21 protein-coding genes, 1 pseudogene and 1 other annotated feature are annotated in these 24,847 nt (G+C 38.7%); of the genes and pseudogenes, 2 read left to right on the top strand and 20 right to left on the bottom strand.

Annotated features, from left to right (window positions below):
- Nucleotides 1–14: 14 nt before the first annotated feature.
- Nucleotides 15–1,178: an A/G-specific adenine glycosylase gene (gene mutY, locus ACESOD_RS07850; RefSeq protein WP_049508495.1), complete on the bottom strand. Its 1,164-nt coding sequence runs from the start codon at nt 1,176–1,178 to the stop codon at nt 15–17.
- 177 nt (nt 1,179–1,355) lie between these two features.
- Here mutY and ACESOD_RS07845 point away from each other — a divergent pair, with 177 nt between their 5' ends.
- On the top strand, nt 1,356–3,635 hold the full coding sequence (locus ACESOD_RS07845) for a Xaa-Pro dipeptidyl-peptidase (RefSeq protein WP_373094815.1): 2,280 nt from the start codon (nt 1,356–1,358) through the stop codon (nt 3,633–3,635).
- Nucleotides 3,636–3,679: 44 nt separating this feature from the next.
- Here the strand turns inward: ACESOD_RS07845 and ACESOD_RS07840 are convergent, their stop codons facing one another.
- The 14 genes from ACESOD_RS07840 to ACESOD_RS07775 form a co-directional block, all read right to left on the bottom strand.
- Nucleotides 3,680–3,844: a hypothetical protein gene (locus tag ACESOD_RS07840; protein WP_000502583.1), complete on the bottom strand. Its 165-nt coding sequence runs from the start codon at nt 3,842–3,844 to the stop codon at nt 3,680–3,682.
- A gap of 9 nt (nt 3,845–3,853) precedes the next feature.
- Nucleotides 3,854–5,164: a GTPase ObgE gene (gene obgE, locus ACESOD_RS07835; protein ID WP_373094812.1), complete on the bottom strand. Its 1,311-nt coding sequence runs from the start codon at nt 5,162–5,164 to the stop codon at nt 3,854–3,856.
- A 74-nt stretch (nt 5,165–5,238) separates the two neighbouring features.
- The gene (locus tag ACESOD_RS07830) at nt 5,239–5,373 is read right to left on the bottom strand and encodes a DUF4044 domain-containing protein (RefSeq protein WP_000863850.1); all 135 of its coding nucleotides are present in this window, start codon (nt 5,371–5,373) and stop codon (nt 5,239–5,241) included.
- Nucleotides 5,374–5,402: 29 nt separating this feature from the next.
- Nucleotides 5,403–5,594 (bottom strand): PspC domain-containing protein, encoded by a 192-nt coding sequence (locus ACESOD_RS07825; RefSeq protein ID WP_080980049.1) that lies wholly within the window; start codon nt 5,592–5,594, stop codon nt 5,403–5,405.
- A 26-nt stretch (nt 5,595–5,620) separates the two neighbouring features.
- Nucleotides 5,621–6,937, bottom strand: coding sequence for a glycosyltransferase family 4 protein (locus ACESOD_RS07820; protein WP_373094811.1), 1,317 nt, complete (start codon nt 6,935–6,937; stop codon nt 5,621–5,623).
- 8 nt (nt 6,938–6,945) lie between these two features.
- Nucleotides 6,946–7,998: a glycosyltransferase family 4 protein gene (locus ACESOD_RS07815; RefSeq protein ID WP_373094809.1), complete on the bottom strand. Its 1,053-nt coding sequence runs from the start codon at nt 7,996–7,998 to the stop codon at nt 6,946–6,948.
- A gap of 99 nt (nt 7,999–8,097) precedes the next feature.
- Nucleotides 8,098–8,427 carry a metal-sulfur cluster assembly factor gene (locus tag ACESOD_RS07810; RefSeq protein WP_000331926.1) on the bottom strand — a complete coding sequence of 110 codons (330 nt, stop codon included), beginning with the start codon at nt 8,425–8,427 and terminating at the stop codon, nt 8,098–8,100.
- Nucleotides 8,428–8,444: 17 nt separating this feature from the next.
- Complete coding sequence (rpoD, locus tag ACESOD_RS07805) at nt 8,445–9,554, bottom strand: RNA polymerase sigma factor RpoD (RefSeq protein WP_000201894.1); 1,110 nt, start codon at nt 9,552–9,554, stop codon at nt 8,445–8,447.
- A gap of 2 nt (nt 9,555–9,556) precedes the next feature.
- Nucleotides 9,557–11,317 (bottom strand): DNA primase, encoded by a 1,761-nt coding sequence (dnaG, locus tag ACESOD_RS07800; protein ID WP_373094806.1) that lies wholly within the window; start codon nt 11,315–11,317, stop codon nt 9,557–9,559.
- A gap of 180 nt (nt 11,318–11,497) precedes the next feature.
- Nucleotides 11,498–11,929 (bottom strand): hypothetical protein, encoded by a 432-nt coding sequence (locus ACESOD_RS07795; protein ID WP_373094804.1) that lies wholly within the window; start codon nt 11,927–11,929, stop codon nt 11,498–11,500.
- A gap of 165 nt (nt 11,930–12,094) precedes the next feature.
- Nucleotides 12,095–12,853 (bottom strand): ABC transporter ATP-binding protein, encoded by a 759-nt coding sequence (locus ACESOD_RS07790; protein WP_373094803.1) that lies wholly within the window; start codon nt 12,851–12,853, stop codon nt 12,095–12,097.
- Nucleotides 12,850–13,716: an ABC transporter permease gene (locus tag ACESOD_RS07785; RefSeq protein WP_223140889.1), complete on the bottom strand. Its 867-nt coding sequence runs from the start codon at nt 13,714–13,716 to the stop codon at nt 12,850–12,852. Before ACESOD_RS07785 ends, ACESOD_RS07790 begins: the two co-directional genes overlap by 4 nt.
- Nucleotides 13,717–13,777: 61 nt before the next feature.
- Nucleotides 13,778–14,776: a tryptophan ABC transporter substrate-binding protein gene (trpX, locus tag ACESOD_RS07780; protein WP_373094802.1), complete on the bottom strand. Its 999-nt coding sequence runs from the start codon at nt 14,774–14,776 to the stop codon at nt 13,778–13,780.
- Between the two features lie 132 nt (nt 14,777–14,908).
- Nucleotides 14,909–15,124, bottom strand: a binding site (T-box leader).
- Nucleotides 15,125–15,270: 146 nt separating this feature from the next.
- Nucleotides 15,271–16,389, bottom strand: a complete 1,119-nt coding sequence (locus ACESOD_RS07775; RefSeq protein WP_060955637.1) for a hypothetical protein — start codon at nt 16,387–16,389, stop codon at nt 15,271–15,273.
- 341 nt (nt 16,390–16,730) lie between these two features.
- Here ACESOD_RS07775 and ACESOD_RS07770 point away from each other — a divergent pair.
- Nucleotides 16,731–16,994 (top strand): annotated as a pseudogene (locus ACESOD_RS07770) (hypothetical protein); the annotation flags it as partial.
- On the opposite strand, the gene ppc reads toward ACESOD_RS07770, so the two are convergent.
- The 5 genes from ppc to pepF form a co-directional block, all read right to left on the bottom strand.
- Nucleotides 16,969–19,794, bottom strand: a complete 2,826-nt coding sequence (gene ppc, locus ACESOD_RS07765) for a phosphoenolpyruvate carboxylase (protein WP_373094800.1) — start codon at nt 19,792–19,794, stop codon at nt 16,969–16,971. The pseudogene ACESOD_RS07770 and the gene ppc overlap by 26 nt on opposite strands.
- Before the next feature lie 24 nt (nt 19,795–19,818).
- Entirely contained in the window at nt 19,819–21,030 is a 1,212-nt protein-coding gene (gene ftsW, locus ACESOD_RS07760) for a cell division peptidoglycan polymerase FtsW (protein ID WP_070459442.1), read from the bottom strand.
- Between the two features lie 272 nt (nt 21,031–21,302).
- Nucleotides 21,303–22,244, bottom strand: a complete 942-nt coding sequence (prsA, locus tag ACESOD_RS07755; protein ID WP_075226892.1) for a peptidylprolyl isomerase PrsA — start codon at nt 22,242–22,244, stop codon at nt 21,303–21,305.
- A gap of 73 nt (nt 22,245–22,317) precedes the next feature.
- Nucleotides 22,318–23,031 carry an O-methyltransferase gene (locus tag ACESOD_RS07750; protein ID WP_083500989.1) on the bottom strand — a complete coding sequence of 238 codons (714 nt, stop codon included), beginning with the start codon at nt 23,029–23,031 and terminating at the stop codon, nt 22,318–22,320.
- A gap of 5 nt (nt 23,032–23,036) precedes the next feature.
- Nucleotides 23,037–24,839, bottom strand: a complete 1,803-nt coding sequence (gene pepF / locus ACESOD_RS07745) for an oligoendopeptidase F (RefSeq protein WP_320692369.1) — start codon at nt 24,837–24,839, stop codon at nt 23,037–23,039.
- Nucleotides 24,840–24,847: the final 8 nt, after the last annotated feature.

Here is a 24,847-nt window from a genome sequence, read left to right as displayed (position 1 = left end):
ACGAAAGACCGATACTAGCAGCTTCTTTTCAAGTAGGCTTGCCAAATCTTTTGCTGAGGTTTAGCTAGGGGATAATTGATAAATTCTTCCGGACTTAACCAAAGGACTTCTCTATCTGCATATTCCTGTGTTTCAGTAACTCGGCCTGCAATTATCTGGATATGCCATTTACGATGGCTAAAAATGTGCTTGACCTCTTCAAATCGTAGATCTTGCCAATCAACTTCAAGATCATAGTCCTGTTCAAAACTCTCCTGTGGAGATGGTCCCAGTTCTAGAATTGGATCCGCTACTTGACTAAAAAGGTCCAAGTCCTGAGTCTGGTCTGAGAATTCATCAACTTCAATCAAGGGAAAATGCCAAAATCCAGCCAAGAGTTTTTCACTCTCATTCTTCTCTAATAGAAACCGCCCCTGATTATTTTGCACTACAAGAGCCTTTAGATAAATAGGGATTGGCTTTTTCTTGGGAGCCTTAATGGGATAGCGATCCATGGTCCCATGTTGGTAAGCAGCACTGAACTCCTTAACAGGACTCTCCTCCGGTCTTGGATTAACAGGAGCCTCAATATCTGAACCTAAATCCATCAAAGCCTGATTGAAATCACCTGGACGATTTGGGTCAATCAAGATTTCCATCATTGCTTGAAAAATCTTGCGATTGCTAGGATTTCCAATATCATGATTGACTTCAAATAAACGTGCCAAAACACGCATGACATTGCCATCTACTGCAGGCTGCGGAAGGTTAAAGGCAATACTAGAGATTGCACCAGCTGTATAAGGACCAATCCCTTTTAAGCTTGAAATACCTTCATAAGTTGACGGAAACTTGCCTTCAAATTCATTCATAATCTGTTGAGCAGCTGTTTGCATATTGCGAACACGAGAATAATAGCCAAGTCCTTCCCAGGCTTTTAATAAGCGTTCCTCAGGAGCATTTGCTAAACTCTCTACAGTCGAAAACCAGTCTAAAAAACGTTCATAATAGGGAATGACGGTATCAACTCGAGTCTGCTGCAACATAATTTCAGATACCCAGATATGGTAAGGATTCTTACTCCGTCTCCAAGGTAAATCCCGCTTATTTTCGTCATACCAGGCTAATAGTTTTTGACGGAAAGAGAGAATCTTGTCCTCTTCCCACATGGTCACACCATATTTCTCCAAATCTAACATATTTCTAGTATAGCATAACCTTTTAGGATACTCAAAAAATCAAGATAGGGCTTGTTAAAACACTCTCTTAAACTCTATTAGAAAATTAGCAATTTAGCCTTTACAAACCAGCTGCTTCTATCATTTTCCCTACTTTTTTGATATAATAAATTTAATGATTCTTCAAAGGAGGCATCTATGCGTTTTAATCAATTCAGTTACTATCCTGTAAGCCAGAAAGAAGCTTTACAGGAATTATCCAGCCTTGGATTCAAGCTTGACCAATCAAATTCTGATAAAGAACTGTTTGAAGCTTTTGTTAGAACTTGTTTTTTCAATTACAAAAATACGGATTATCCCCTCTCAACTTTAGCTGTTGATAAAGAAACTGATCTGCTCACTTTCTTCAATTCTGATCGTGAATTAACTGCAGAAATTTTCTATACTGTTGCCTTTCAGTTGCTTGGTTTCAGTTACTTGACAGACTTTGAAGATGGTCTTGCTTTTCATAAAGAAACGGCATTCCCTATTGTATACGGAGATTTGATTGACAATCTCTATCAACTCCTTAACACGCGCACTGAAAAGGGAAATACCTTGATCGATCAATTGGTTAGCGACGGTCTTATCCCTGAGGACAATGATTACCACTACTTTAACGGCAAAAGTTTGGCAACCTTCTCTGCAAACAATGCTATTCGGGAAGTTGTTTATGTAGAAAGTCGTATTGATTCTGATAATGATGGACTGCCAGATCTTATCAAGGTAAACATTATCCGTCCATCTTACCATGGCAAAATTCCAGCTGTTATGACGGCAAGTCCATACCATCAAGGAACCAATGATAAAGCAAGCGATAAAGCTCTTTACAAAATGGAAGCTGAGCTAGAAGTCAAGGAACCGCATGAAATTTCTCTAGAAAAACCAACATTAGACTTGGTTGAACCAGTTGGCCAAGCAGAACTCGTTTCAGAAGCTGAAGAAAGACTCACTCATATCAATAGCAGCTACACACTTAATGACTACTTCCTTCCAAGAGGATTTGCAAATATCTACGTATCTGGTCTTGGTACCAAGGATTCTCAAGGTCAAATGACAAACGGAGATTACCGCCAAGTTGAAGCCTATAAAAATGTTATTGATTGGCTCAATGGTCGTTGCCGTGCCTTCACAGACCATAGTCGTGAACGTCAGGTCAAGGCTGACTGGTCAAATGGAAAAGTTGCAACTACTGGTCTTTCTTATCTAGGAACAATGTCTAATGGTCTTGCCACTACAGGAGTTGATGGTTTAGAAGTCATTATTGCTGAAGCAGGTATTTCTTCTTGGTACAACTATTATCGTGAAAATGGTCTTGTGACAAGTCCAGGCGGCTATCCAGGGGAGGACTTCGATTCATTAGATGAATTAACTTATTCTCGTAATCTCTTAGCTGGTGACTTTATCCGTGGAAACGAGGCTCATAAAGATTCTATAGAAGAACTCAAGAAAAATCTAGACCGTAAAACTGGTGATTATAACCAATTTTGGCATGACAGAAACTACCTACTCAATGCTGAAAAAGTTAAGGCTGAAGTTGTCTTTACCCACGGTTCGCAAGACTGGAATGTAAAACCACTTCATGTCTATCAAATGTTCAATGCTCTTCCAAGCAATATTAAGAAACATCTCTTTTATCATAACGGTGCCCATGTTTATATGAACAACTGGCAGTCTATTGATTTCCGTGAATCCATGAATGCCCTGTTGACTCAAAAATTATTGGGGCATGAAACTGATTACCGACTTCCAAGAGTCGTTTGGCAAGACAATACAGCTCCTCAAACATGGATGACTCTTGAAGATTTTGGAAATCAAACTGACCACAAAACTTTCACATTAGGTACTGAAGAAGCTGTCATTCAAAACCACTATCAAGGCTCAGACTTTGAACGTTTTGGAAAGACCTACCAAACCTTTAACAATGAACTCTATCAAGGGAAAGTCAATCAGGTAACCATTGACCTGCCAGTGACGGAAGACCTTCATCTCAATGGGCGTGTTAAACTAAACCTCCGTCTCAAATCAAGTACAAATAAAGGCTTACTATCTGCCCAACTTCTCGAACTTGGTCAAAAGAAATACCTACAACCGTATCCAGGAGTCTTGTCTGCTCGTACTATTGATAATGGTCGTTACCACATGCTGGAAAATCTTTGCGAACTACCATTTAGCCCAAATGCACAGCGCGTTATCACCAAAGGCTATCTCAACCTTCAAAATCGTCATGATTTATTGAAAATTGAAGCAATTAATCCTGATGAATGGATGGAATTCCAATTTGAACTCCAACCAACTATTTACAAACTAAAAGAAGGCGATACAGTACGTCTCGTTCTTTACACAACAGACTTTGAGATTACTGTACGTGACAATACAGACTATCACTTGACTGTCGATCTTACACAGTCTAGTCTTGAGATTCCATTCCAAAAGTAGTCAGTTAATCAGAAAACCCGTGATAATAATATCACGGGTTAATTTTATGATTTGCTATTTTCAGCCTGCTTTTTAGTTCTTGCAAGTCTCAAAGCTCTATTTGGATTGAGACGATTAAACAGTTCTTCTAACTTCTTCTCATTCCAGACATCTGCTGCAGAAACAAAATTTCCATCAGCATCACGGAAAGATATCGGTTTATCTCCCATAGCTATCTCCTAGTCCACAAATTCAAACTCAAACTTACCGATACGAACCAAATCTCCATCCTTGGCACCACGGGCACGGAGAGCTTCATCAACTCCCATACCACGCAACTGACGAGCAAACTTCATAACAGACTCATCACGGGCAAAGTTAGTCATGTTAAAGAGTTTGATGAGTTTTTCACCTGAAAGTACCCAAGTTGCATCATCATCACGACTAATTTCAAATGGTTTTTCTTCTTCATCAAAGCCATAATAAACTTCTTCTTCCATTTCTGACTCATCATAAAGAAGGAATTCTGGGGTCTTATCAAGAAGTTCTGCCGTTGCATCTAATAAAGGTGCAAGACCTTGCTTGGTCAAACCTGAGATTGGGAAGATTGGCGGTAATTCTTCAAATTCATCATAATTAGCAGCCAATTTTTTCTTGAATTCTTCAAGGTTTTCCTGACTCTCTGGCATATCCATCTTATTAGCAACAATGATTTGGGGACGCTCCATCAGACGAAGATTATAAGATTCCAACTCTTTGTTAATAGCTAGATAATCTTCGTAAGGATCGCGACCTTCACTGGCTGACATATCGATGATATGAAGGATAACGCGAGTACGCTCAATATGGCGAAGGAACTGAGTTCCCAAGCCCACGCCTTGACTAGCACCTTCAATCAATCCAGGAAGGTCTGCCACTGCAAAGGACTCACCTGATTGGGTACGGACCATACCAAGATTAGGAACGATTGTTGTAAAGTGGTAGGCACCAATTTTAGGTTTTGCAGAGGTAATTACGCTGAGCAGAGTTGATTTTCCAACTGAAGGGAATCCAACCAAACCAACATCAGCAAGGATTTTAAGTTCTAACTGTAATTCGCGCTCCTGACCAGGTTCTCCATTCTCAGAAATCTCAGGAGCAGGATTTTTGGGTGTTGCAAAACGGATATTTCCACGACCACCTCGACCACCGTGAGCAACGATAAACTCTTGGCCGTGCTCAATCAAGTCAGTGATAACTTTTCCAGTCTCAGCATCACGCACAGTTGTCCCTTGAGGTACACGGACAATTAAGTCTTCTGCCCCTCTACCATGCATTCCTTTAGTCATCCCTTTTTCACCCGATTGGGCCTTGAAATGACGATTGTAACGGAAGTCCATCAGGGTACGTAAACCTTCATCTACAACAAAGACAACGTTACCACCTCGGCCTCCATCACCTCCCCATGGACCGCCATTAGGGACGTATTTTTCACGGCGAAAGGCAACCATCCCATCGCCACCATTTCCAGCCTTGACCTTGATCTTGGCTGTATCTAAAAACATACTCATATTCTTTTCTCACTCTAAAAAGGGCTGGGAAATCCCAGTCACCAACTATTACAACTTGCTAGAAATCTAGCATTTTAAAATCTGCTAAATACACCGATGGCTGTAGCAAAGATACCTGCTAGGGTTACAAATAACATAATCAAAACGACAAACATTGTTAGTTTTTCAAAGAAAGTTTTTTTACGTTTCCCATTATCACCAAATGCCATTTTTTCTCCTTTACTATAATACTCTAATCTTAAAATTCATCTGATACAGGAGCGATTGCCCACAAGATCAAGTAAGCAATAAGTCCAGCACCATAACAGAAAGCTAGAACTCCCCAAATCACACGTACAATTGTAGGGTCAATATCAAAATAATTAGCTAAACCAGCGCATACACCACCGATTTTTTGATCTCTACTACTTCTCATAAATTTCTTTTTCATTTTTTTATTTCCTTTCTTTGATTCGATTAATCGTTCAAATATTTTCTTAAATGACTCAACTGTTTTCTAGAAGCTTTCAACATACGTCTTGAACCCTTGACCGGCATAGACACTGCTTGTTGTGGTATATAGAATACTGTCTTTAAAATGCGTTTCGTAACAGGTTCATCTGCAGTCAATTCTTTTTCAAAATTATTTGAAATAATAACATCTAGATAGAATTCATGCACTCTCTTAGCAAAATTCTCAGCCGAAATTTCATACAATTTTTCAGCCAAAAGTTTCTCATCCATCTTTGGAGTTGCAATTAAAGCTTCTAAAATAGCCCCTGCTAAATCTCTCTCTTCATAATAAAGAGTTCCAAACATTTTATGATTGATGAGGTTATCAAGATAGGGATTTCCGTGAGCTATCACCGGAGTCTTACTTGCAAGACTTTCAAGATAGGTCAAGCCTTGCGTCTCACTAGTTGAAGCTGAGATAAAGAAGTCAGCAGCCTTATAGTAAAGTGCGGTCTCACTTGGGGCAATCATCCCAGTAAAAATAACAGAATCTTGAATCTGTAAATCTGATGCTTGCTCCTTGAGATTTTCCAGATAAGGACCATCTCCAGCTACGACTAATTTAACATTTTGCTCTTCTTTTAGAACTTCTGGAAATGCTGCCAAAACGGCTTGAATGTTCTTCTCGTAAGAAACACGCGAAAGGCTAAGAAGCATCTTTTCATCTTCCTTAATACCTAGTTTAACCCGTAAGTCTGCGATATGTTCTGGTCCAATCTCTGGTCGTTCAAACTTGGCTAGCTCAATCCCTGTAGGAATAACACGCTTTTCAACTTTGACCCTATAATCTGATAGAAGGTCGCGCACAATTTCACTCGGACAAATCACTCCATCAACATCATGAAGGAAGCCTCTCACAAGATACTTGACCATACCTGGACGAATCAACATCCCTTTAGCGATATAGTGAACATAATCTTCGTACTGGGTATGATAGGTATGAATAACAGGGATTTTCAGCTCACGAGCTATCCAAATCCCTAATAAACCAAGAGAAAACTCAGTCTGCGTATGAATAATATCCAGCTTATATTGTTTTGCTATCTCAAGAGCTTTCGTAAATCCACGATAGGCGAAACGACGATCCTTAAAGGCAAAGAAAGGAACACTAGGGATACGGATAATCTGCCAGTCTTCATAACGATTAACATCCTTATCTGTTGTTGTAAAGATAAAGACGGCATGTCCTTGCTTTTCAAGTTCTGTTTTTAAGGTTCGAATACTGGTCGCAACACCCGAGACCTGCGGGAAATAAGTATCTGTAAATAAACCAATTCGCATATACTACCTCATTTTTTTCCTAAAGCTGCCTGCTCCCGATAGAATTTTAGCCAGATTTCAAGAAGATGCTCTTCTGAATATTCTCTTGAAATGGCCTTAGCCTTTTCTTTTAATTCTTTTAGTGCTTCTGGATGCTCTCGATATTCCAAGATAGCCTCTTTCATCTCTTCTACATCACTTGTTGGTCTGTAATTTCCTTCAAGAATGACCTTGTAAAGATCTAGATCACGAAGCATAATGGGTGCTTCACAACTCGCAGCTTCTAAAATAGTCATTGGAAAGAGCTCGTTATAACTTGGAAGCAAGAAAAGATCAGCCAAGGCATAGAGTTCTCTCATCCGTTCTGGATCAACAATCCCTGGGAAAATTAGATTTTCAGGAGGATTATCCATAATTTTTTTATAGCGCTCATAACCATCGGTTATTCCCCCAAAAGAGAATCCACCAGCCCAAATAAAAGTGATATCAGGTAATTCCTCAGCTAGAGTGATAAAGTCATCTATTCCTTTACGCTTCTGAACCTGACCTGCACCAACGACTACAAACTGATTCTCATCAATCCCCATATCTTTACGAAGTTGTTCAACTTGCTCTATAGGAAGTGGATGCCATTTTTCTTTGTTGACAAAGTTAGGAATATAGGTCACTTTTTCACGTGGAATTCCAGCAGCAACCAAATCCTCAATGAAGGTAGGATTGACCACAACCAGATGCTCCATACGGTCATAAAAAGAAAATACATAGCGTTTGACAATCCCCTTTAAGAAGAATGGAATCTTCAAACTACCTTCCAAGGTATCCGGTAAGAAGTGAACATAGCCAATCTTACGTCCAGAACGTTTTTTCTGAAAGGTCGAGAGGTAATAAGGAAAATCAATCGTATGAAAATGAGTAACATCCGCTTCGATTGGAAGATTTTCTGTTACGATCAGTTGGTCTTTCGCATCTCGTTTTAAAAGCTGCACCAGTTCACGATAAGCGCCAGACACACCTTGGCCTGCCACTTTTTCACTTGAACTTAGCATGTTGATGCGTAATTTCTCTTTTTCCATAGTAACCATTATACCATTTTCTTCAAATAAAATCAGCAAATAAAAAGAGAGATAGCATAAAAGCTGGGAATTCCTGGCGTCTACACTATTTCTCTTTTCATAATATACTTACTTGATACCTAAAGCGATACGAGCGTAACGGCTCATTTTCTCAACTGTCCAAGCTGGATACCATACTAATTTAACTTCAACGTTAGTAACTTCTGGAACATCTGTCATAGCATCATAGATTTGGTCAGTTAAAAGATCTGCCAAAGGACAACCCATAGTTGTCAAGGTCATATCAATTTCAGTCTCACCTGTATCGCCATCAAAACGAATCTCGTAGATCAAGCCTAGATTGACAATATCAATCCCCAATTCAGGGTCAATCACTTCTTCTAGTGCTGTCAAAATTCGTGTTTTGATATTTTCGATTTGTTCTTCTGTGTAAGCCATCTTCACTCCCCCTCAACTTAATCTTCAATGAAATCACGAAGTGGTTTGCTTCGACTTGGCTGGCGAAGTTTTCTCAAAGCTTTTGCCTCAATCTGACGGATACGCTCACGAGTCACGTTGAAGACTTTACCAACATCTTCCAAGGTACGCATTTTCCCATCATCAAGACCAAAACGGAGACGCAAGACATTTTCTTCACGATCTGTAAGAGTATCCAAAACTTCATCCAATTGTTCGCGCAAAACGATACGAGTTGTATAGTCAACTGGATTTTCAATCACTTCGTCCTCGATAAAGTCACCAAGATGGCTATCGTCCTCTTCACCGATTGGTGTTTCAAGAGAAACCGGCTCTTGGGCAATCTTGAGGATTTCACGGACCTTGTCTGGTGTCATATCCATGCGTTCGGCGATTTGTTCAGGAGTTGGATCTTGTCCCAACTCTTGAAGCAGATTACGTTGTTCACGAACAAGCTTGTTAATGGTTTCCACCATGTGAACTGGGATACGGATGGTACGAGCTTGGTCAGCAATGGCACGAGTAATAGCTTGACGAATCCACCAAGTCGCATAAGTTGAGAATTTGAACCCTTTAGAGTAGTCAAATTTATCAACGGCCTTCATCAAGCCCATGTTTCCTTCTTGGATCAAGTCAAGGAACTGCATTCCACGTCCGACATAACGTTTAGCGATAGATACTACCAAACGAAGGTTAGCTTCTGCAAGGCGTTGTTTAGCTTCGATATCACCCGCTTCAACAGCAAGGGCCAACTCTTTTTCCTCTTCATTTGTAAGCAGAGGAACAACCCCGATTTCTTTCAAATACATACGGACAGGGTCATTGACCTTAGCAGAGGTTGAACCGATCAAATCTTCATCAGTCAACTCTGGTTCTTCCTCAGTGCTCAAAACACGCGCACTTGGATTTCCTTCGTTGTCCGTAATTGAGATACCAGCATCTTGAATGCGTTGCAAAAGATTCTCAATACCTTCCACGTCTAAAGTGAAGGGAATTACTAGGGCGTTATTGATTTCATCATCAGTTGCTGTACCAGTTTTTTTATGATTGCGAATAAATTCCGCTACTTGGACGTCAAAGGTTGTTACTTCTTTTTGTTTTGTTGCCATTCTTACTCCATTCTTCTTTTTTGGGCAATTAAGCGTTCTAGCTCTTCTAATGCGGTGTCTGTATCACCGACATGGCTAGCTTCCTGAACTTTCTTTTTAATTTGCAGATTTTCCTGATTCAAGAGAGCTCTTTTTCGAGACTCTTCCACTTCAGCTAACTCGTGAGGGGACATCTCAGGTGGCAAATCTAAGGCTAGGACTTGATACCAAGCACTCTCCACTTCTCTGGTCTGATGAGCCAAATCCTCAGACGAGATACTTCCATTATCAATCAAGAGTCCATACAAGGTCTGAAACTCTGGAGTTTCAAAAATAAAGTCATCTCTTAAGCGGTAGTCATTGAGCACCAAAGGATGTTCCATCATTCGGTAGAGAATATGAGCCTCCGCTCTCATCACTGCTGTCAGTTGCTTAGTGACAGACATAGTGACAGGACTCGGACTATAGGTCTCCTTGACCTTCTCCTTTCTCTGTCTAACACGACTTTCATTGACAATATGTTCGACTTGCTGATAGTCAAAAGATGGCAAGTGATCCGTCAAAATGTGAATGTAGGAATTCTGAGCTGTGATAGAGGGTTCCTTGGCGATTAAGGGAGCAATTTTCTCTATAAATTCAATTTGAGCTTGTAGATTTTCACTGTTTTCCGGTCTGAAATGATGGATGTAAAACTCAACAGGACTGATGCGTGTATTGGTTAAGAGATAAGCCAAGTCTTGAGGAGAGTTTTTCTGCAAATATTCATCCGGATCCATCGCGTCAGGAATCTGGACTACTTGGACAGGTAAATCTTTAAGCTCATCCAAGGCTTTAGCCGTCGCAGCTTGTCCAGCCTTATCTCCGTCATAGGTGACGATCACTTTTTTGGTAAAGCGTTTCAGATGCTCCACATGTTCACTCGTCAGTGCGGTACCCATAGAAGCAACTGCATTTTCAATACCAGCACGATAAGCCGCAATGACATCCATAAACCCTTCCATAAGGTAGATTTCAGGAGCCTTGCCCGATCCTTTTTTTACCCTCTCCAAATGATATAATTCGTAACTTTTGTTAAAAATTGCCGTCGCTCGACTATTTTTATACTTTCCAGTTTGAGAATCAGTCTCTTGCCATACACGACCAGAAAAGGCAATCACCTTTCCTTGATCATTTGAAAGAGGAAACATAATGCGATTATGAAAGGTATCAAAGAATTGGTTACTCTCAGATAGATAAAACAAACCTGAATCCAGCAAGTCCTTCTCACTATAATCATCTGCTAAACGCTGATATAGATAAGAGCGTTCTGCTGGAGCTAAACCAATCATAAAATGCTTGAGAACATCATCTGTTAAGCCACGTTTATAGAGATAGTTTCTCGCCTCTTCACCCATCTTAGTCGTCATGAGAATGGCATGATAAAAACGAGCGGCTTTCTCATGCATATCGTAGAGATTTTGATGGGGCGACCTAGGCTGTACAGAACCTTGAACAGGCGCTGCCATCTGAATCCCAAGTCTCTCAGCTAATATCCTCACTGCATCCGCAAAGGTTACCTGCTGGTACTCCTCAATAAACTTAAAAACATCTCCAGAACGACCACATCCAAAGCAGTGGTAAAATTGCTTATCTTCGACCACGTTAAAGGAAGGGGTCTTTTCACCATGAAAAGGACAGAGCCCTAAAAAGTTCCGTCCAGATTTTTGTAAAGAAATCACTTCTCCTATGATTTCGACAATATTGGTATTGTTTTTGATCTCTTCGATGAGTCTCTTGTCAACCATAGACAATACCTCCATTTTATCACAGTTTACTCTAACTAGTATAGCTTATTTCTGAAAAAAAGTAAACCATTTCATACACTTTACATGATACTATTTCATAAGTTTCCAGCAGTCATGAAAAAGTGAATCTTTTGAGCAAACCATTCTAATATTTGAAAGAAAAATAGAAAAAATTAAAGACTATTTCACCTGATTTTCGAGATTATTTTTCAATATCCTACTAATATACTGACCATCTTTTCTACTGATACAAGCTGTTGCATAAGTCAATGGTGCTTTGTATACCACTCCTCTATAGGATGGATCAGTCAATACAGGCATAGAATAATAGGCGTTCTTTTTATTTTTAAGGTCAATATACCATTTACCTCCTAGGTGTTTGCGAAAGGTTTCACCGATATAAACGGTCAAATAATCCAACATCTTGCGGTTTGCTATCAAAGCATGGTGGTCTTCGTAGTGAGCTAAGATCCAAGCCTCCAAATCATCCAAGGACTGCATACTATAGTCTAAATTTAGCCCTTCTTTCTCCGCAAACTCCCTTGTGAAATAGTCCATCTTAAATCCAATCTGAAAAATCCATTCCTGAAAATCTTCTTGTGTGTATGCCATGTTTTTATCTCCTTACTCCTCTATCAAAGTTTAAGATTCTTAGATTGATTATATTATAAAGGAAAACAGACGAAAAGAGAAATATAAATAATATTTAAAAACAACTAAAAAACTTAGAAGTAAAATTTCCACTTCCAAGTTTTTATATCAATTATTTAAAATCATCTACTCAAATAGTTGATAGTAATCAGAAATTTTCATCTTGGCTTTCTCATCCTTGTTTAAATCTTGGATGATTCGTCCTTCTTTCATGACAATGAGGCGATTTCCATACTTGAGAGCATCTTCCATATGGTGGGTAATCATCAGAGCAGTCAGATTGTCCTTGCTGACAAAGTCATCTGTCAACTCCATCAAGGCCACACTTGTTTTAGGGTCAAGGGCTGCTGTATGTTCATCCAACAAAAGGAGTTCTGGACGTTTTAGTGTTGCCATTAAGAGACTCAAGGCCTGTCTTTGTCCACCTGACAAGAATTCAATCGGTGTATCCAAGTGTTTTTCTAGACCATTTCCAACCTTCTCAATGGTTGCTTGAAATTCTTCCTTATAGGATGACAATTTTCTTGGGAAAAGTCCACGTTTTTCCCCACGGAACTTAGCAATCAAAAGGTTTTCTGCAACGGTCATACGAGGGGCTGTTCCCATCTTAGGATCTTGGAAAACACGAGAGAGATACTTGGCACGTTTCTCAGGGCTGAAATGAGTCACATCCTCACCCATGATACGAATGCTACCGCTGGTTAAAGGTAAAGTTCCCGCAATGCTATTAAAGAGGGTTGATTTCCCTGCACCATTTCCACCCAAAATTGTGATAAAGTCATGTTCATAAATATCAAGTGAAACATCGTTTAGAATAATTTTTTCTTCGTCAAAGCCATTTTTCACAATTTTTGTGGCATTTTTTAATTCTACAATTGCTGTCATTTGCTTAACTTGACTCCTTTCAAATATTTATCCTTAAGGGTTGGGATTACTAGACAAGTGGCTAGGATAAGGGCACTGTATAGACGGAGGTAGCTAGTATTAAAGCCGAGAGCAATAACGCCCCATACCAAGAATTGATAACTGATGGAACCAACAACAATAGTAACCAAACGCTCTGCTAGGGTAAGACTCTTGAAGAGGACCTCACCGATAATCAAGCTGGCAAGACCAACAACGATAACACCGATACCACGAGAGACATCCGCATAACCTTCTTGTTGAGCGATAAGTGCGCCAGCAAGTGCGATTACACCATTTGACAAGACCAAGCCCATAAGCTCCATACGTCCTGTATTGATACCAAAACTACGAGCCATGTCTGGATTATCCCCTGTAGCGATATAGGCCTGTCCAAGTTTGGTATCTAGGAAGAAAAGCATGAGAAGGATAACCAAAGTCACAAAGATTAAACCTGTCAGTAATTGATTAACCTCTGATGAAAATGGAAGAACATCTTGGATTTGCTTGGTGTTTAAGAGTCCAAGGTTAGCCCGTCCCATAATCATGAGCATGATAGAATGACAAGAAGTCATGACTAAAATTCCTGATAAAAGAGTTGGAATTTTCCCTTTGGTATATAATAACCCCGCTGCTAAACCAGCAAGACACCCTGCCCCTACAGCCGCTAAAGTCGCAAGAAAAGGATTAACTCCTTGCGTAATCAGAGTAACTGCTACTGCTCCTCCAAGTGGGAAGGAACCCTCAGTTGTCATATCTGGAAAGTTGAGGATACGAAAGGTCATAAAGATTCCTAAACCTAGGATAGCCCAGACCAATCCCTGTGAAATAATAGATATTAGCATGTTTGATTCATTTCCTTTATTTTAAAAATTGGAGGAGATGTCTCCAACTCCTCCCTCATTCTTATTCGATTACTTGACCAGCTTCTTTGAGAACTGATTCAGGAATAGTGATTCCAAGTTCTTGAGCAACTTTTTTGTTGATCACTGATTTACCAGTTGAGAAGACATTAACTGGTGTATCTGCAGGTTTTTCACCCTTCAAGACTTTAGCAATCATTTTACCAGTAGCAACACCAAGATCATGTTGGTCCACAACGACTGATGCCAAACCTCCAGCTTCTACCATGGCAGTCGCACTTGGGTAGATTGGTTTTTTAGCTGTTTGGTTACTTGATACTACCGTTGAGAATGCAGATGCGATTGTGTTATCAATTGGGACCCAGATTGCGTCCACTTTACCAGTCATAACGTTCACTGTTGAAGCAATTTCGTTCGTTGAAGGTACTGCAAAAGTTTCCACTTTCAGACCAGCTTTTTCAGCGTAAGCTTTGAACTCTTCAACTTGTGATTTAGAGTTATCTTCACTACTTGAATAAAGTGCTCCAACCGTCTTCACATCAGGAGTCAATGTTTTGATCAATTCAACCTGTTGTTCAGCAGGGTTGTGGTCAGACACCCCAGTGATGTTCCCGCCTGGTTTTTCCAAGTTTTGTACAAGGTTAGCACCAATTGGGTCTGTGATCGCAGCCATGATAACAGGAAGATCTTTTGTTGCACTTGCAAGACCTTGAGCAGCAGGTGTTGCGATTCCGACAACGACATCATTTCCGTTTGCCACCAATTGTTTACTCATTGTAGCAACCTTACTTTGGTCACCTTCTGAGTTCATAAAGTCGATTTTAACTTTGTCGCCTTTATAACCTTCTTCAGCAAGTCCATCTTGAATTCCTTGGTAAATCAAATCAAGTGATGGATGGCTAACGAATTGTAAAACACCAACTTTAGCTGTCTTGTTAGCTGTCTCTGTTTTAGTTTCTTGTTTTGTTAAGTTAGAGTAGACCAAGCTTCCTCCAACAACAACTGCTAATGCTGCGATAATACCTAGTAAACGTTTATTCATATCTATTTCTCCTTATTTATTAAACTTAGTAATGTTCATTTCACTTTCAATATAACTTTACCAAGCGTCGCCATCGTTTGATTTCCATCATTTTTTCCTCCTCATAGAAAAAGTCCTCACACAAAAAACTTGTGTGAGGACGTCGATGCGCGGTGCCACCTCAATTATAGGAACTTGTCCTATCGCTCTTACTCGCTTCACGAGTTGCACTGTAAGGTGTGCTCACCGAATTCTTATGATTTCAAATTCTTAATAACATTCAGCCCAATTTTCATCACTTCCACCTATCTGTTTTCACCAACCACAGACTCTCTAAAAAATTTCAATGATTACTTTCTGAATGGTTAAATTATATCATTTTACTAAAACTTGTCAAGGGTTTTCATAAAATATTTTTAAAAAAGTGTAAAATTAGAGAGAGAGTAAGTTAATCATATGCCTATGGGGATTGGCTTAACAATGTAACATTACAAAAATCTATATAATTTTGCAAATTATTTCAACCAAATATGAAACATATCTTCATCAACAATTTTTTCAAGAATGATAGTATTTTCATTTATATCATATGCAATTAATTTATTACCAGCTAAAACTAATAAAATATTATCATCGAGAAGCTTAATATCTTTTATGTAGTCTGTTTCAGCTGAAAATCCAAATCGAGATAGATTGACAAAGCTTGATTTATGACTAGTTACATCAAATAGACTGAAAGCAATTTTTCCTGAATCATTACTCTCATGCTCAATTGCTAACAAATTTTCTCCTAATTCAATAATGTTAACTGGACCAATTTCATCTAAATCAAAAAATTCCTTAAGTCCTGATTCCATATCATAGTGAAAAACTTTCCCCCAAAGTACTTTTTCCTTGGTCGAGTTAATTCGATATCCACCGGAAACTGAATAGAGTTGTTTACCCTTCACAATGCTATCGTCAAAAAAATAAGTCAAGTTAGGATCATCATAGAGAATTTCTTTATTTTCAAACTGTAATTTTTTGTTTTTTAGTGAAAAATGATGTAAGTAGGTTGGGTAATTATCATTACTGTTAACATCTACTCCCAAAAAGTAGATATTATCACCATCGTTTGAAAAATCTGTAGCAAAAACAGAATTTTTGAAAATATATTTATCTACTTCCTTTAAATTTGTATCAAAAACTGCAATAAAACTATCATATGTATTTGCTTCAGAAGTAAAATAGTAATCTGGATTTACGCCAGCTGTTGAAAAAGCATAATCGGTGGTCTTATTATAGTGAATTTTTCCAGTTTCAAAATCAACTGATATTATTCTACCTACTACACCTAAGGGTGGACCTTCTTCAGAAAATAGCAAATAACGATTGGAAATTTCTGCACGCTTAACAACTTGATTAATCTGGCCCTTTACTATATCTATTTTTTCATCAGAAACTTTCTCAAATGAATTATCTTTAAAATTATACCCCTCCACACTGTGGTATCCCAATAAATAAAAATCAACATTTGACTGTATAGAAAATTGTTTTGATGACGAAGCAGAATATCTTTGGATGAAAAATAACACTCCCAATAAAATAATAATGGCTACAACAATAACATGACCAACTTTTTGTTTCCTATTCATACTCATTTATTCCTATTCATAACTCTAGTCATCAGCCTAATAGTTATTAAACAACCTATCATAACTATTCTCCTAATCTAATTAGATTCATCTTCATACTTACAATTGTAAGCCTTTTCCTCTATATATAGAATAGCATTATATTTAGGTCTTGTAAACGAATTTAATGCTCTATTTCGTTTTATATATATTTAGTTGACTAAAAGAAAGCCAAAAAAATTTTTCGAACATCAATAATTTAAGCTAGGAGAATGGTCATTAGGAGATAGATAAAGTTCTAGTTATAAGGTGAAATAAAACTGTTTGCCTCTCTTGGCTGATCGAAAGAGTAGACATTAAATCATCCCTATGCCTCTTGGGAAAGGGGAACTAATGATAATCACAACTGGCTGATTCGTATAGGATTCCCTAAAAGAAAAAAGAAAACGACTCCTAAAGAAGTCGCCTTCATTGTTAATCGGATGAATAACTATCCTAAAATACACTTGGGCTACAAGTTACGTTGGAAATTGCTATTTGCTATCCAACTTGAACTTGAGACTTGGCCAATCCCTACGTTTTTGGAAAATCTTGCTTGTATCAACCTGAATTACGTAATCCTGTAGCAATTCCGTTGATAGTTGTATGGATTAATCTTTCTTCATCTGAAGATAACTCACCACGACGTTGACGCTTAATCAATTCTAACTGAATATAGTTAAGAATATTGAAATAAGGCATACGGTAGTTGAGACTGTCTTTCAAATAGGTATTTTCTGCCAAGAGCTCCTCATGGCCTTCAATAGCCAAGATAACATCCTTAGTCAACTGCCATTCATCTAAAATCGTATAGTAAATTGCTTGTACTTCTTCACTTTCACAAAGTTTAGCGTATTCAAAGGCAATGTTCATATTTGATTTTGACAAGACCATATCGACGTTGGATAGGAGTGATTGGAAGAATGGCCAGTTTTGATACATATCACGAAGATATTCAATATTTTTAGGATCTTGGTCGATAAATTCCTTAAAGCTTGAACCAACTCCATACCAGCCTGGGAACATAACACGACTTTGTGACCATGAGAATACCCAAGGAATAGCACGTAAACCACCAATTTCAGTGATCGTTTTACGAGCTGCTGGACGAGAACCAATATTGAAACTTGAGATCGCCTTGATTGGACTAGATTCAAAGAAATAATCATAGAAATGTTCATTTCCAAATACGAGTTCACGATAAATATCGTAGCTACGACCTACAACCTGATCCATAATTGCTTCATAGCGATTTGAAGTATTGGTGTCACTCTTCTTCTTAGTAATCATACGGTTGATTGCTGCTGATACCAACATTTCAAGGTTGTAGTAGGCTGCATCCTTGTTTCCATATTTGTTGCCGATAACTTCCCCTTGCTCTGTCAAACGGATACGATCCTTGATGGACTTGAGCGGTTGAGAAGCAATGGCATCATAAGTAGGGCCACCACCACGGCCAACGGTACCACCACGACCATGGAAGAAGGTTACTTTGACTCCAAATTCATCACCAATAGCAGTCAATTGTTGTTGGGCCTTATAGAGTGTCCAACAAGATGATAAATAACCACCATCCTTGTTACTATCAGAGTAGCCTAGCATGATTTCTTGGTAATTGTTTTTAGAAGCAATCCATTTCTTAGCAAGTGGTAGAGAGAAATACTTTCTCATAGTTTCTTCAGAATGATCCAAGTCTTCGATCGTTTCAAAGAGTGGTACAATCTGAACACGCGCCTTTTCAGCATCCACCAGTCCAACTTCTTTTAGCATGATTGCTAATTCCAGCATATCAGATACGCTGGTTGCGTGAGAGATAATCGTTTGACGAATGACATCTTCTCCTAAACGGTCTTTTAATTCACGTGCTGTTTGGAAAATAGCCAATTCTTTTTCAAGCAGTTCAGACTTCTGAGCATGAGTTGCAGACAAGATGCGAGGATCTTCTAACAATTCATGTAAAAGTAAGTCACACTTTTCATCTTCTGACAAATCACTATAGTGGTCATTGATTCCAGCAGATGCTAACAATTCAGCTACACAGGCTTCATGAACGCTTGAGTCTTGACGCATGTCGATGGAAGCCAGGAAGAAACCAAAGACTTCTACAGCTTCTAAAAGTTCTGCAAATTCACCAGTAAGCAAGGCCTCTGCCTTATTTTCAAGTAATGAGTCCTTAATAATGTATAGATCTTGCTTAAACTCTTCGACTGTTTCGTAAAATGGTGGACGATCTTCAGCCAGTTCTTGAATAGCTCCTGAAAGTCGACTGCTAATATAGTCTGTAATCACTCCTTGTTGATGCCCTTGAGTACTAAGAAGACGTTCAACAGGATGACGTTCATCAGCTGACGAGCCAACAACAGACCATTCTTTTAAATTCAAGAGAGTTTGAATCAATTTGGACTGAATCAAATGAAAGGCACGACGATAGGGTTCTTTTTCACGAAAGACGGATGTATCTCCAGACTGAGCAGCCATTTCTTCAACAGCTTTGCTAGTTTTTGATAAATTCGTTGAAAGAGAGAAGGTACGATAAAGACTAGAAATCTTACTGATATAATAGTTCAAAACCACTTCACTTTGAATGGTAGCAGAACGCATAAGTGTCTCAGCTGTTACAAATGGATTTCCATCACGGTCTCCACCGATCCACATTCCCATAGTAATTGGTTTGGCTTGTTTAAGATCAATTCCTTGCTCTTTTGCTAGACGTTTGTACTCAAGCATCAAGTTAGGGACAGCCTGTAGGAAGGAACTATTGTAGTACTCCATCACATTGGTGATTTCGTTGGTTACTTTTAGTTTCTTCTCACGAATCATATCCGTCTGCATGATAATCTCAATGTAGCGACGAAGATCATTATGCCATTTTTCCTTGTTAATGAGCCCCATTCTCACATCACGATATTTACGCAAAAGGGTATGGATGTGAGTGGTCAAATCCAACATACTTTTACGTTGAACCTGAGTTGGATGGGCTGTCAAAACTGGCACCACGTTCAAGTGCTCAAGGATCTCAGCAGCGTTTTCTTTTTCAGCCACCATTTTGATCGTTGTTGACAATTTACCCAGATAGTCTTGATCGACATTATTTAGGTGGTTAATCTCATAAGCCAAGTCAACATCTTCTGAGATGTTAATTAAAAGTGGCAAGATAGAGAAGTATCTAGAAATGTAGACCATCTCATCATTTGAAAGGCTTGTTACTACTTTATCTAACCCTTGATAGTCAAGTTTTGACGAAAGTTCCTTCAAGTGCATGATCTTATCAAAGGTTTCAGCAGGAAGCATATTTTTCGTGATATCTTCCAGCATATCCGTCAAGATTTGAACTTCCTCTTGTACGACCGTTTTGTTACTATAATTTTCTAACTTTTGAAGAGACATTTTTTTCTCCTTGTTATCTATGTCTTAAAGCTGTGCGTCGTATTCGCTAAAAAGTCGCGCACGCTTTTCACTGGCATCAATATTTAATACAAATGCTATGGCTACAGAAAGAACCAAGAGACTATTCCCCCCTTGCGAAAGGAAAGGGAAGGTTACTCCTGTTGAAGGAATCAAGCCTGATATACCTCCAATGTTAACAAATACCTGTATCAGGATCATGCCCCCAATACCTATTGCTACCATTGAGTTGAAAGGATCCCTTGCGCGAATTCCTACCAAAATGATTCGTAGAATTAAGAAGAATAGGAGAGCGAGAATAAGACTTGCTCCTACAAATCCAAACTCTTCGATGACAATCGAAAAGACAAAGTCTGTATGGGCTTCTGGTAGATAACCACGTTTTTCAATAGAATTTCCTAATCCCAGACCAAACCATCCTCCATTAACCATGGCATAGTAGGAATTGGCCAACTGGTGTCCAGCTCCAGCAAGGTCATTAAAGGGGTTGAAAAAAGCACTGAACCGCTTGGCAACATAACCAAATACAGGAATTTTAGAGAATTTCTCAACACCGATTATCCGAATGGCTGTTAAGGAAATCATAGAGACACCAGCTAGTAAGCCCAGAATAGTTGTGAACCATCGATAAGCTATTCCACTGATAGTATACATGAGCAAGGATACTAAAATCAAGATAGTAGCATTTCCTAGGTCTGGGAAAATCGCCAAACTACCAATCATAACCAGCAGAACAAAACGCCAATCATTAAATGCTCGAGGAATCCACTGATTAAGGGTTAAAACTTGGAAGTCGTAAACAGCTATCTCATCCTGTTGTTTTGAAAAACGCTGTGCTAGATACCAGACAATGATAATTTTTAAATACTCTGCTGGTTGAATCGTTATTGGACCAACCTTGATCCAGCCATAGGCCCCATTGACAGGAATCCCAATTAAACGCGCTAGAGCTAGCAGTATCAGCTCAACAAACATGACGATGAAGATTAATCGCTCATTTCGCAGAAATCCTAATTTCAATTTATAAATCAAGGCAATTAAAAACAAACTGGCTATCCAGAAAATTCCTTGATTTCGAACCAGTTGCAGGGTACTTTTTCCCTCTTGGATAAGAGTTGCACTAGTTGTCGAATAAACTACTATCAATCCTAGAACGGATAACAGTAAATAAGGAATCAAAATGGAATAATTCAGCAGGTGTCTTTTACTTATTTTCATATGTCACCTATCTATCGGAAAAATTATCTTATTTTCCCATATTATTTCTAGTTTTATAAGCTATTATACCATTTTTTAGCCTAGAAAAAAACTCTTACAGTATAAACATTCGAATTTTACCCAAGACAGGCTCATGATTAAAAATTCTTGAGTAACATCTTTACTCAATCTACAAATAGTTGAAAGTTACTTGAATTCGTTAAACTTTAATGTTCTTATTTCAGAAAATCAAAAACTACCTCCCAGACAAAGGAAGGTAGTTCATTACTATCTTAGTTTGAGGCGCTACTGCTGCTGTCAGAAGTTGTTTCGCCTTTGATGTATTGTGTAAAGATATTTTGGAAGGCCTGATCTTTAACTTTAATATTGGCATCTTGCAATTCTTTACTAATAACACCTTGAACAAAGGTTGCATCATTTTGTTTTTGAGTCAAAATGATTGTTTTAAGTTTTTCTTTGTAGTCATCCAAGTTTGAAGATTTTTCTGACTTCTTAGTTAGTTTCACAATGTAGAAACTACTTGTATAAGCTTGAGTTCCTGGAGCAGTGATAACATCTGAAATTCCGTTAACATCAAGCGCAAAAGCAGCTTTTTTAACCACGTCTGGCAATTCTGTTGATGCAGAGTCAAAGGTAATTTCTCCACCATTTTCTTTAGTCTTTTCGTCTGTAGAATTGTCTTTTGCAAGTTGTGCAAAGTCAGCTCCAGATTCTTTTGCTTTGGCAAGAACTTCCTTAGCCTTATCTTCACTGTCAAGTTTAATAATTTGAGCCGTTACTTCTGGAGTATACTCTTCAAATGCTTTTTTATAGTTTTCATCTGTTAGTTCAGCTTCAGCGGCTTTCTTAACAGCATACTCAACTAATTTACTTGTACGAATTTGTGCTTTACGGCTTTCAGCAGTCATACCTGAACGGGCGAGAATCGTTTGATAGCTATCACCGTATTTCTTTTGTTCTTCTGCAACGGCATCCTCTACTTCTTTATCGCTAACTTCTGAACCATATTGTTTTTCAAAAACTTTTTGAATGGTCATATTTAGCAAGACTTGTTGTGCAGTCGCATTGTTTTTAACTTCTTCAAAGAATTGATGCTCAGTAATAACATCGCCCTTCATGCTAATCAAGTCAGTTCCTTCAGAACTGTTTGAACAAGCAGCCAAAGTGGCTACTGACAACAATGTGATGGCTCCTGCCATTAGTTTTTTCTTCATGTTTACTCCTTTTGTTCACTAAATAAAGGTTTACCTTACCTATTTTACCAAATTGTCTTAAAAATATCTGAAATCAATCAATATCAGGCAGTTCTACTTCTGCTTGATTTTTTCTCAGCATGAGAATTCCGTCTCCAAGAGGAACTAAAGTAGCGGTTAATCCTGAATTGTCCAAAGTCGCATCAAAGAGTCGTTGCAAGCCACGATAAATCGTTCTTTGTCCTCGACGGACTTCCATGATATCCCTAGCAATATCTCCTCCTTGGAAAATATCATCTAAGACAACCACTCCACCTACTTCTAGGTGTTTGAGGATTTCTGGTAGAAAGATGATGTATTTGGACTTAGCAGAATCCATAAACACAAAATCATAGGTCTCTGTCAACGTTGACAAGACATCTACCGCATCACCTTCTAAGAGAGTGATTTGTTTGCGTTGATCAAATTTTGCAAAATTTTCCTTGGCAAAACCAATCATCTCAGGATTTCGGTCAATAGTGGTGATTTTTGACTTGGGTGAATGCTCTGCCATCAAAAGTGCTGAAAATCCAATCGCCGTACCAATCTCTAAAATATTTTTTGGTTGAATGGTTTCCATAAGGAAACGAAAGTAGGCGACGGTTTCATGAGGAATGATGGGAATATTTTCCTTGCGAGCAAAGTTTTCTAGTTCTTTTAGGGAACCTGTCACCTGCTTTTGTCTGTGGCGCATGAACTCGACAATCTCATGCTTGACAACAGGACGTCGCATGTTATGATTGGCATTTTTACTATAAGACTTTACCATCTGCCTTATGCCAATCCTAATTTTTCAACAAGGGCTTCAAACTCATCCAAACGGCGTTCAAAGACTGCAAAGGCATCGTTGAGGTAATCTTCTTTTTCCATGTCAACACCAGCTTTACGCATGATATTGAGTGGATAGTCTGACTTCCCTGCTTTGAGATAGTCGATATAGCGATCACGATCCTCTTGGCTACCATGAACAATCTTTTCAGCCAAAGCTGAAGCTGCTGCAAAGCCTGTTGAATATTGATAGACATAGTAGTTATAGTAGAAATGCGGGATACGAGCCCACTCGTACTGGATTTGAGGATTGTCTTCCTTGCTCAAGCCATAATATTCTTGGTTCAAGTCAGCATAGAGATTGTTTAGGAACTCACTTGTCAAGACTTCACCATTTTGGTCAGCTTGATGAATAGCATGTTCAAATTCAGCAAATTGAGTTTGGCGGAAGACTGTTCCACGGAAACCATCTAGGAAGTTGTTGAGAATTGCAAAGCGTGTTGCATCGTCTTGAACTTCTTGCAATAATTTTTCTGTCAGGATGTTTTCATTAGTAGTTGAAGCAATTTCTGCCAAGAAGATTGAGTAATCCCCATATACATAAGGTTGTGTTTCACGCGTATAGCTAGAATGCATACTGTGCCCTGTCTCATGTACAAGAGTAAAGAGATTATCTAGGTTATTCTGCCAGTTAAGAAGCATGAAGGCGTTGGTATCATAAGAACCACCAGAGTATGCACCTGAACGCTTGCCTTGATTTTCATACACATCAATCCAGCGTTCGCTGAAGGCACGTTTAACACGACTCAAGTAATCCTCACCAAGAACTGCCAAAGATTCTTCCGCTTTTTTTAAGGCTTCCTCATAAGTAAAGCTGTATTCCACTGAAGACAATGGAGTGTAGACATCGTACATCTTGAGGTCTGGAATACCCAAGATTTTTGAACGAAGAGCCAAATAACGATGCAAGAGTGGCAAATGCTTACGAACAGCAGATACTAGATTATCATAAACACTTTCTGGCACAAAGTTTGCCGCAAGAGCTGCTTCACGCGCACTCTTGTAGTTACGGACTTTGGCACGGTAGTTTTGCACTTTAACATTGGTCTGCAAGGTTTTAGCGTAAGTGTGCTGGTATTGCTCATAAGTAGCATAGAGGGCTTCATAAGCTCCACGACGAACCTCACGATTCTTAGATTCTACCAAGCGCATATAAACGCCGTGTGATAATTGAACTTCATTTCCATCTTCATCTTTAACAAATGGAAAGACGATATCTGCATTATCTAAAATAGCAAAGGTTTCACTAGCAGCACCGAAGATTTCCCCAGCACCTGCAAGCAACTCTTCTTCACGTTGTGAAAGGACATGGTCCTTATTTTGCAATAGTTTATCAAAGAAGTGTTTATAAGGCTGGAGTTTTGGTTCTTCTGCTAAAAAGTTTTGATACTGGTCTTCTGTAATAGCCATAAATTCTGGTTCATAGAAAGAGAAGACTTGATCAAGTTGACTATAAAGAGTCATTGCTTTTGCATAGTATTCTTGATATTTAGCTACTCGTGTATCTTGGTCGTTTTTCATATGTGCATAGACATAAAGTTTTTCAAGACGACGACTCAAGTCCAGATAACGCTCTGTAATGTCAAGAAGGCTTTCTGCACTATCCAAGAGATGTCCTTCAAGACTAGCTGCTTGTTTTGTATCTTCCGTTAAAAGGGCGAGTTCTTCTTCCCATTTCTGGTCAGATTCAAAGATCGTTGATAGATCCCATGTATCTTTTTCATTGATTTCATTTCGTTGTAATACCATAAGTTTCC

The organism is Streptococcus oralis, from assembly GCF_964238205.1.
Lineage (GTDB): Bacteria > Bacillota > Bacilli > Lactobacillales > Streptococcaceae > Streptococcus > Streptococcus oralis_CZ.
This window is presented reverse-complemented; position numbering and strand designations above follow the sequence as displayed.

Bases quoted from the DNA above. Each gene is read 5' to 3' on its own strand.
- prsA (WP_075226892.1), bottom strand. From the start codon at position 22,244: ATGAAGAAAAAACTAATGGCAGGAGCCATCACATTGTTGTCAGTAGCC.
- ppc (WP_373094800.1), bottom strand. From the start codon at position 19,794: ATGTCTCTTCAAAAGTTAGAAAATTATAGTAACAAAACGGTCGTACAA.
- mutY (WP_049508495.1), bottom strand. From the start codon at position 1,178: ATGTTAGATTTGGAGAAATATGGTGTGACCATGTGGGAAGAGGACAAG.
- obgE (WP_373094812.1), bottom strand. From the start codon at position 5,164: ATGAGTATGTTTTTAGATACAGCCAAGATCAAGGTCAAGGCTGGAAAT.
- ACESOD_RS07825 (WP_080980049.1), bottom strand. From the start codon at position 5,594: ATGAAAAAGAAATTTATGAGAAGTAGTAGAGATCAAAAAATCGGTGGT.
- ACESOD_RS07785 (WP_223140889.1), bottom strand. From the start codon at position 13,716: ATGCTAATATCTATTATTTCACAGGGATTGGTCTGGGCTATCCTAGGT.
- ACESOD_RS07795 (WP_373094804.1), bottom strand. From the start codon at position 11,929: ATGGCATACACACAAGAAGATTTTCAGGAATGGATTTTTCAGATTGGA.
- ACESOD_RS07790 (WP_373094803.1), bottom strand. From the start codon at position 12,853: ATGACAGCAATTGTAGAATTAAAAAATGCCACAAAAATTGTGAAAAAT.
- ACESOD_RS07845 (WP_373094815.1), top strand. From the start codon at position 1,356: ATGCGTTTTAATCAATTCAGTTACTATCCTGTAAGCCAGAAAGAAGCT.
- ACESOD_RS07775 (WP_060955637.1), bottom strand. From the start codon at position 16,389: ATGAATAGGAAACAAAAAGTTGGTCATGTTATTGTTGTAGCCATTATT.
- ACESOD_RS07830 (WP_000863850.1), bottom strand. From the start codon at position 5,373: ATGGCATTTGGTGATAATGGGAAACGTAAAAAAACTTTCTTTGAAAAA.
- rpoD (WP_000201894.1), bottom strand. From the start codon at position 9,554: ATGGCAACAAAACAAAAAGAAGTAACAACCTTTGACGTCCAAGTAGCG.
- trpX (WP_373094802.1), bottom strand. From the start codon at position 14,776: ATGAATAAACGTTTACTAGGTATTATCGCAGCATTAGCAGTTGTTGTT.
- ACESOD_RS07815 (WP_373094809.1), bottom strand. From the start codon at position 7,998: ATGGTTACTATGGAAAAAGAGAAATTACGCATCAACATGCTAAGTTCA.
- ACESOD_RS07820 (WP_373094811.1), bottom strand. From the start codon at position 6,937: ATGCGAATTGGTTTATTTACAGATACTTATTTCCCGCAGGTCTCGGGT.
- ftsW (WP_070459442.1), bottom strand. From the start codon at position 21,030: ATGAAAATAAGTAAAAGACACCTGCTGAATTATTCCATTTTGATTCCT.
- pepF (WP_320692369.1), bottom strand. From the start codon at position 24,839: ATGGTATTACAACGAAATGAAATCAATGAAAAAGATACATGGGATCTA.
- ACESOD_RS07840 (WP_000502583.1), bottom strand. From the start codon at position 3,844: ATGGGAGATAAACCGATATCTTTCCGTGATGCTGATGGAAATTTTGTT.
- ACESOD_RS07750 (WP_083500989.1), bottom strand. From the start codon at position 23,031: ATGGTAAAGTCTTATAGTAAAAATGCCAATCATAACATGCGACGTCCT.
- ACESOD_RS07810 (WP_000331926.1), bottom strand. From the start codon at position 8,427: ATGGCTTACACAGAAGAACAAATCGAAAATATCAAAACACGAATTTTG.
- dnaG (WP_373094806.1), bottom strand. From the start codon at position 11,317: ATGGTTGACAAGAGACTCATCGAAGAGATCAAAAACAATACCAATATT.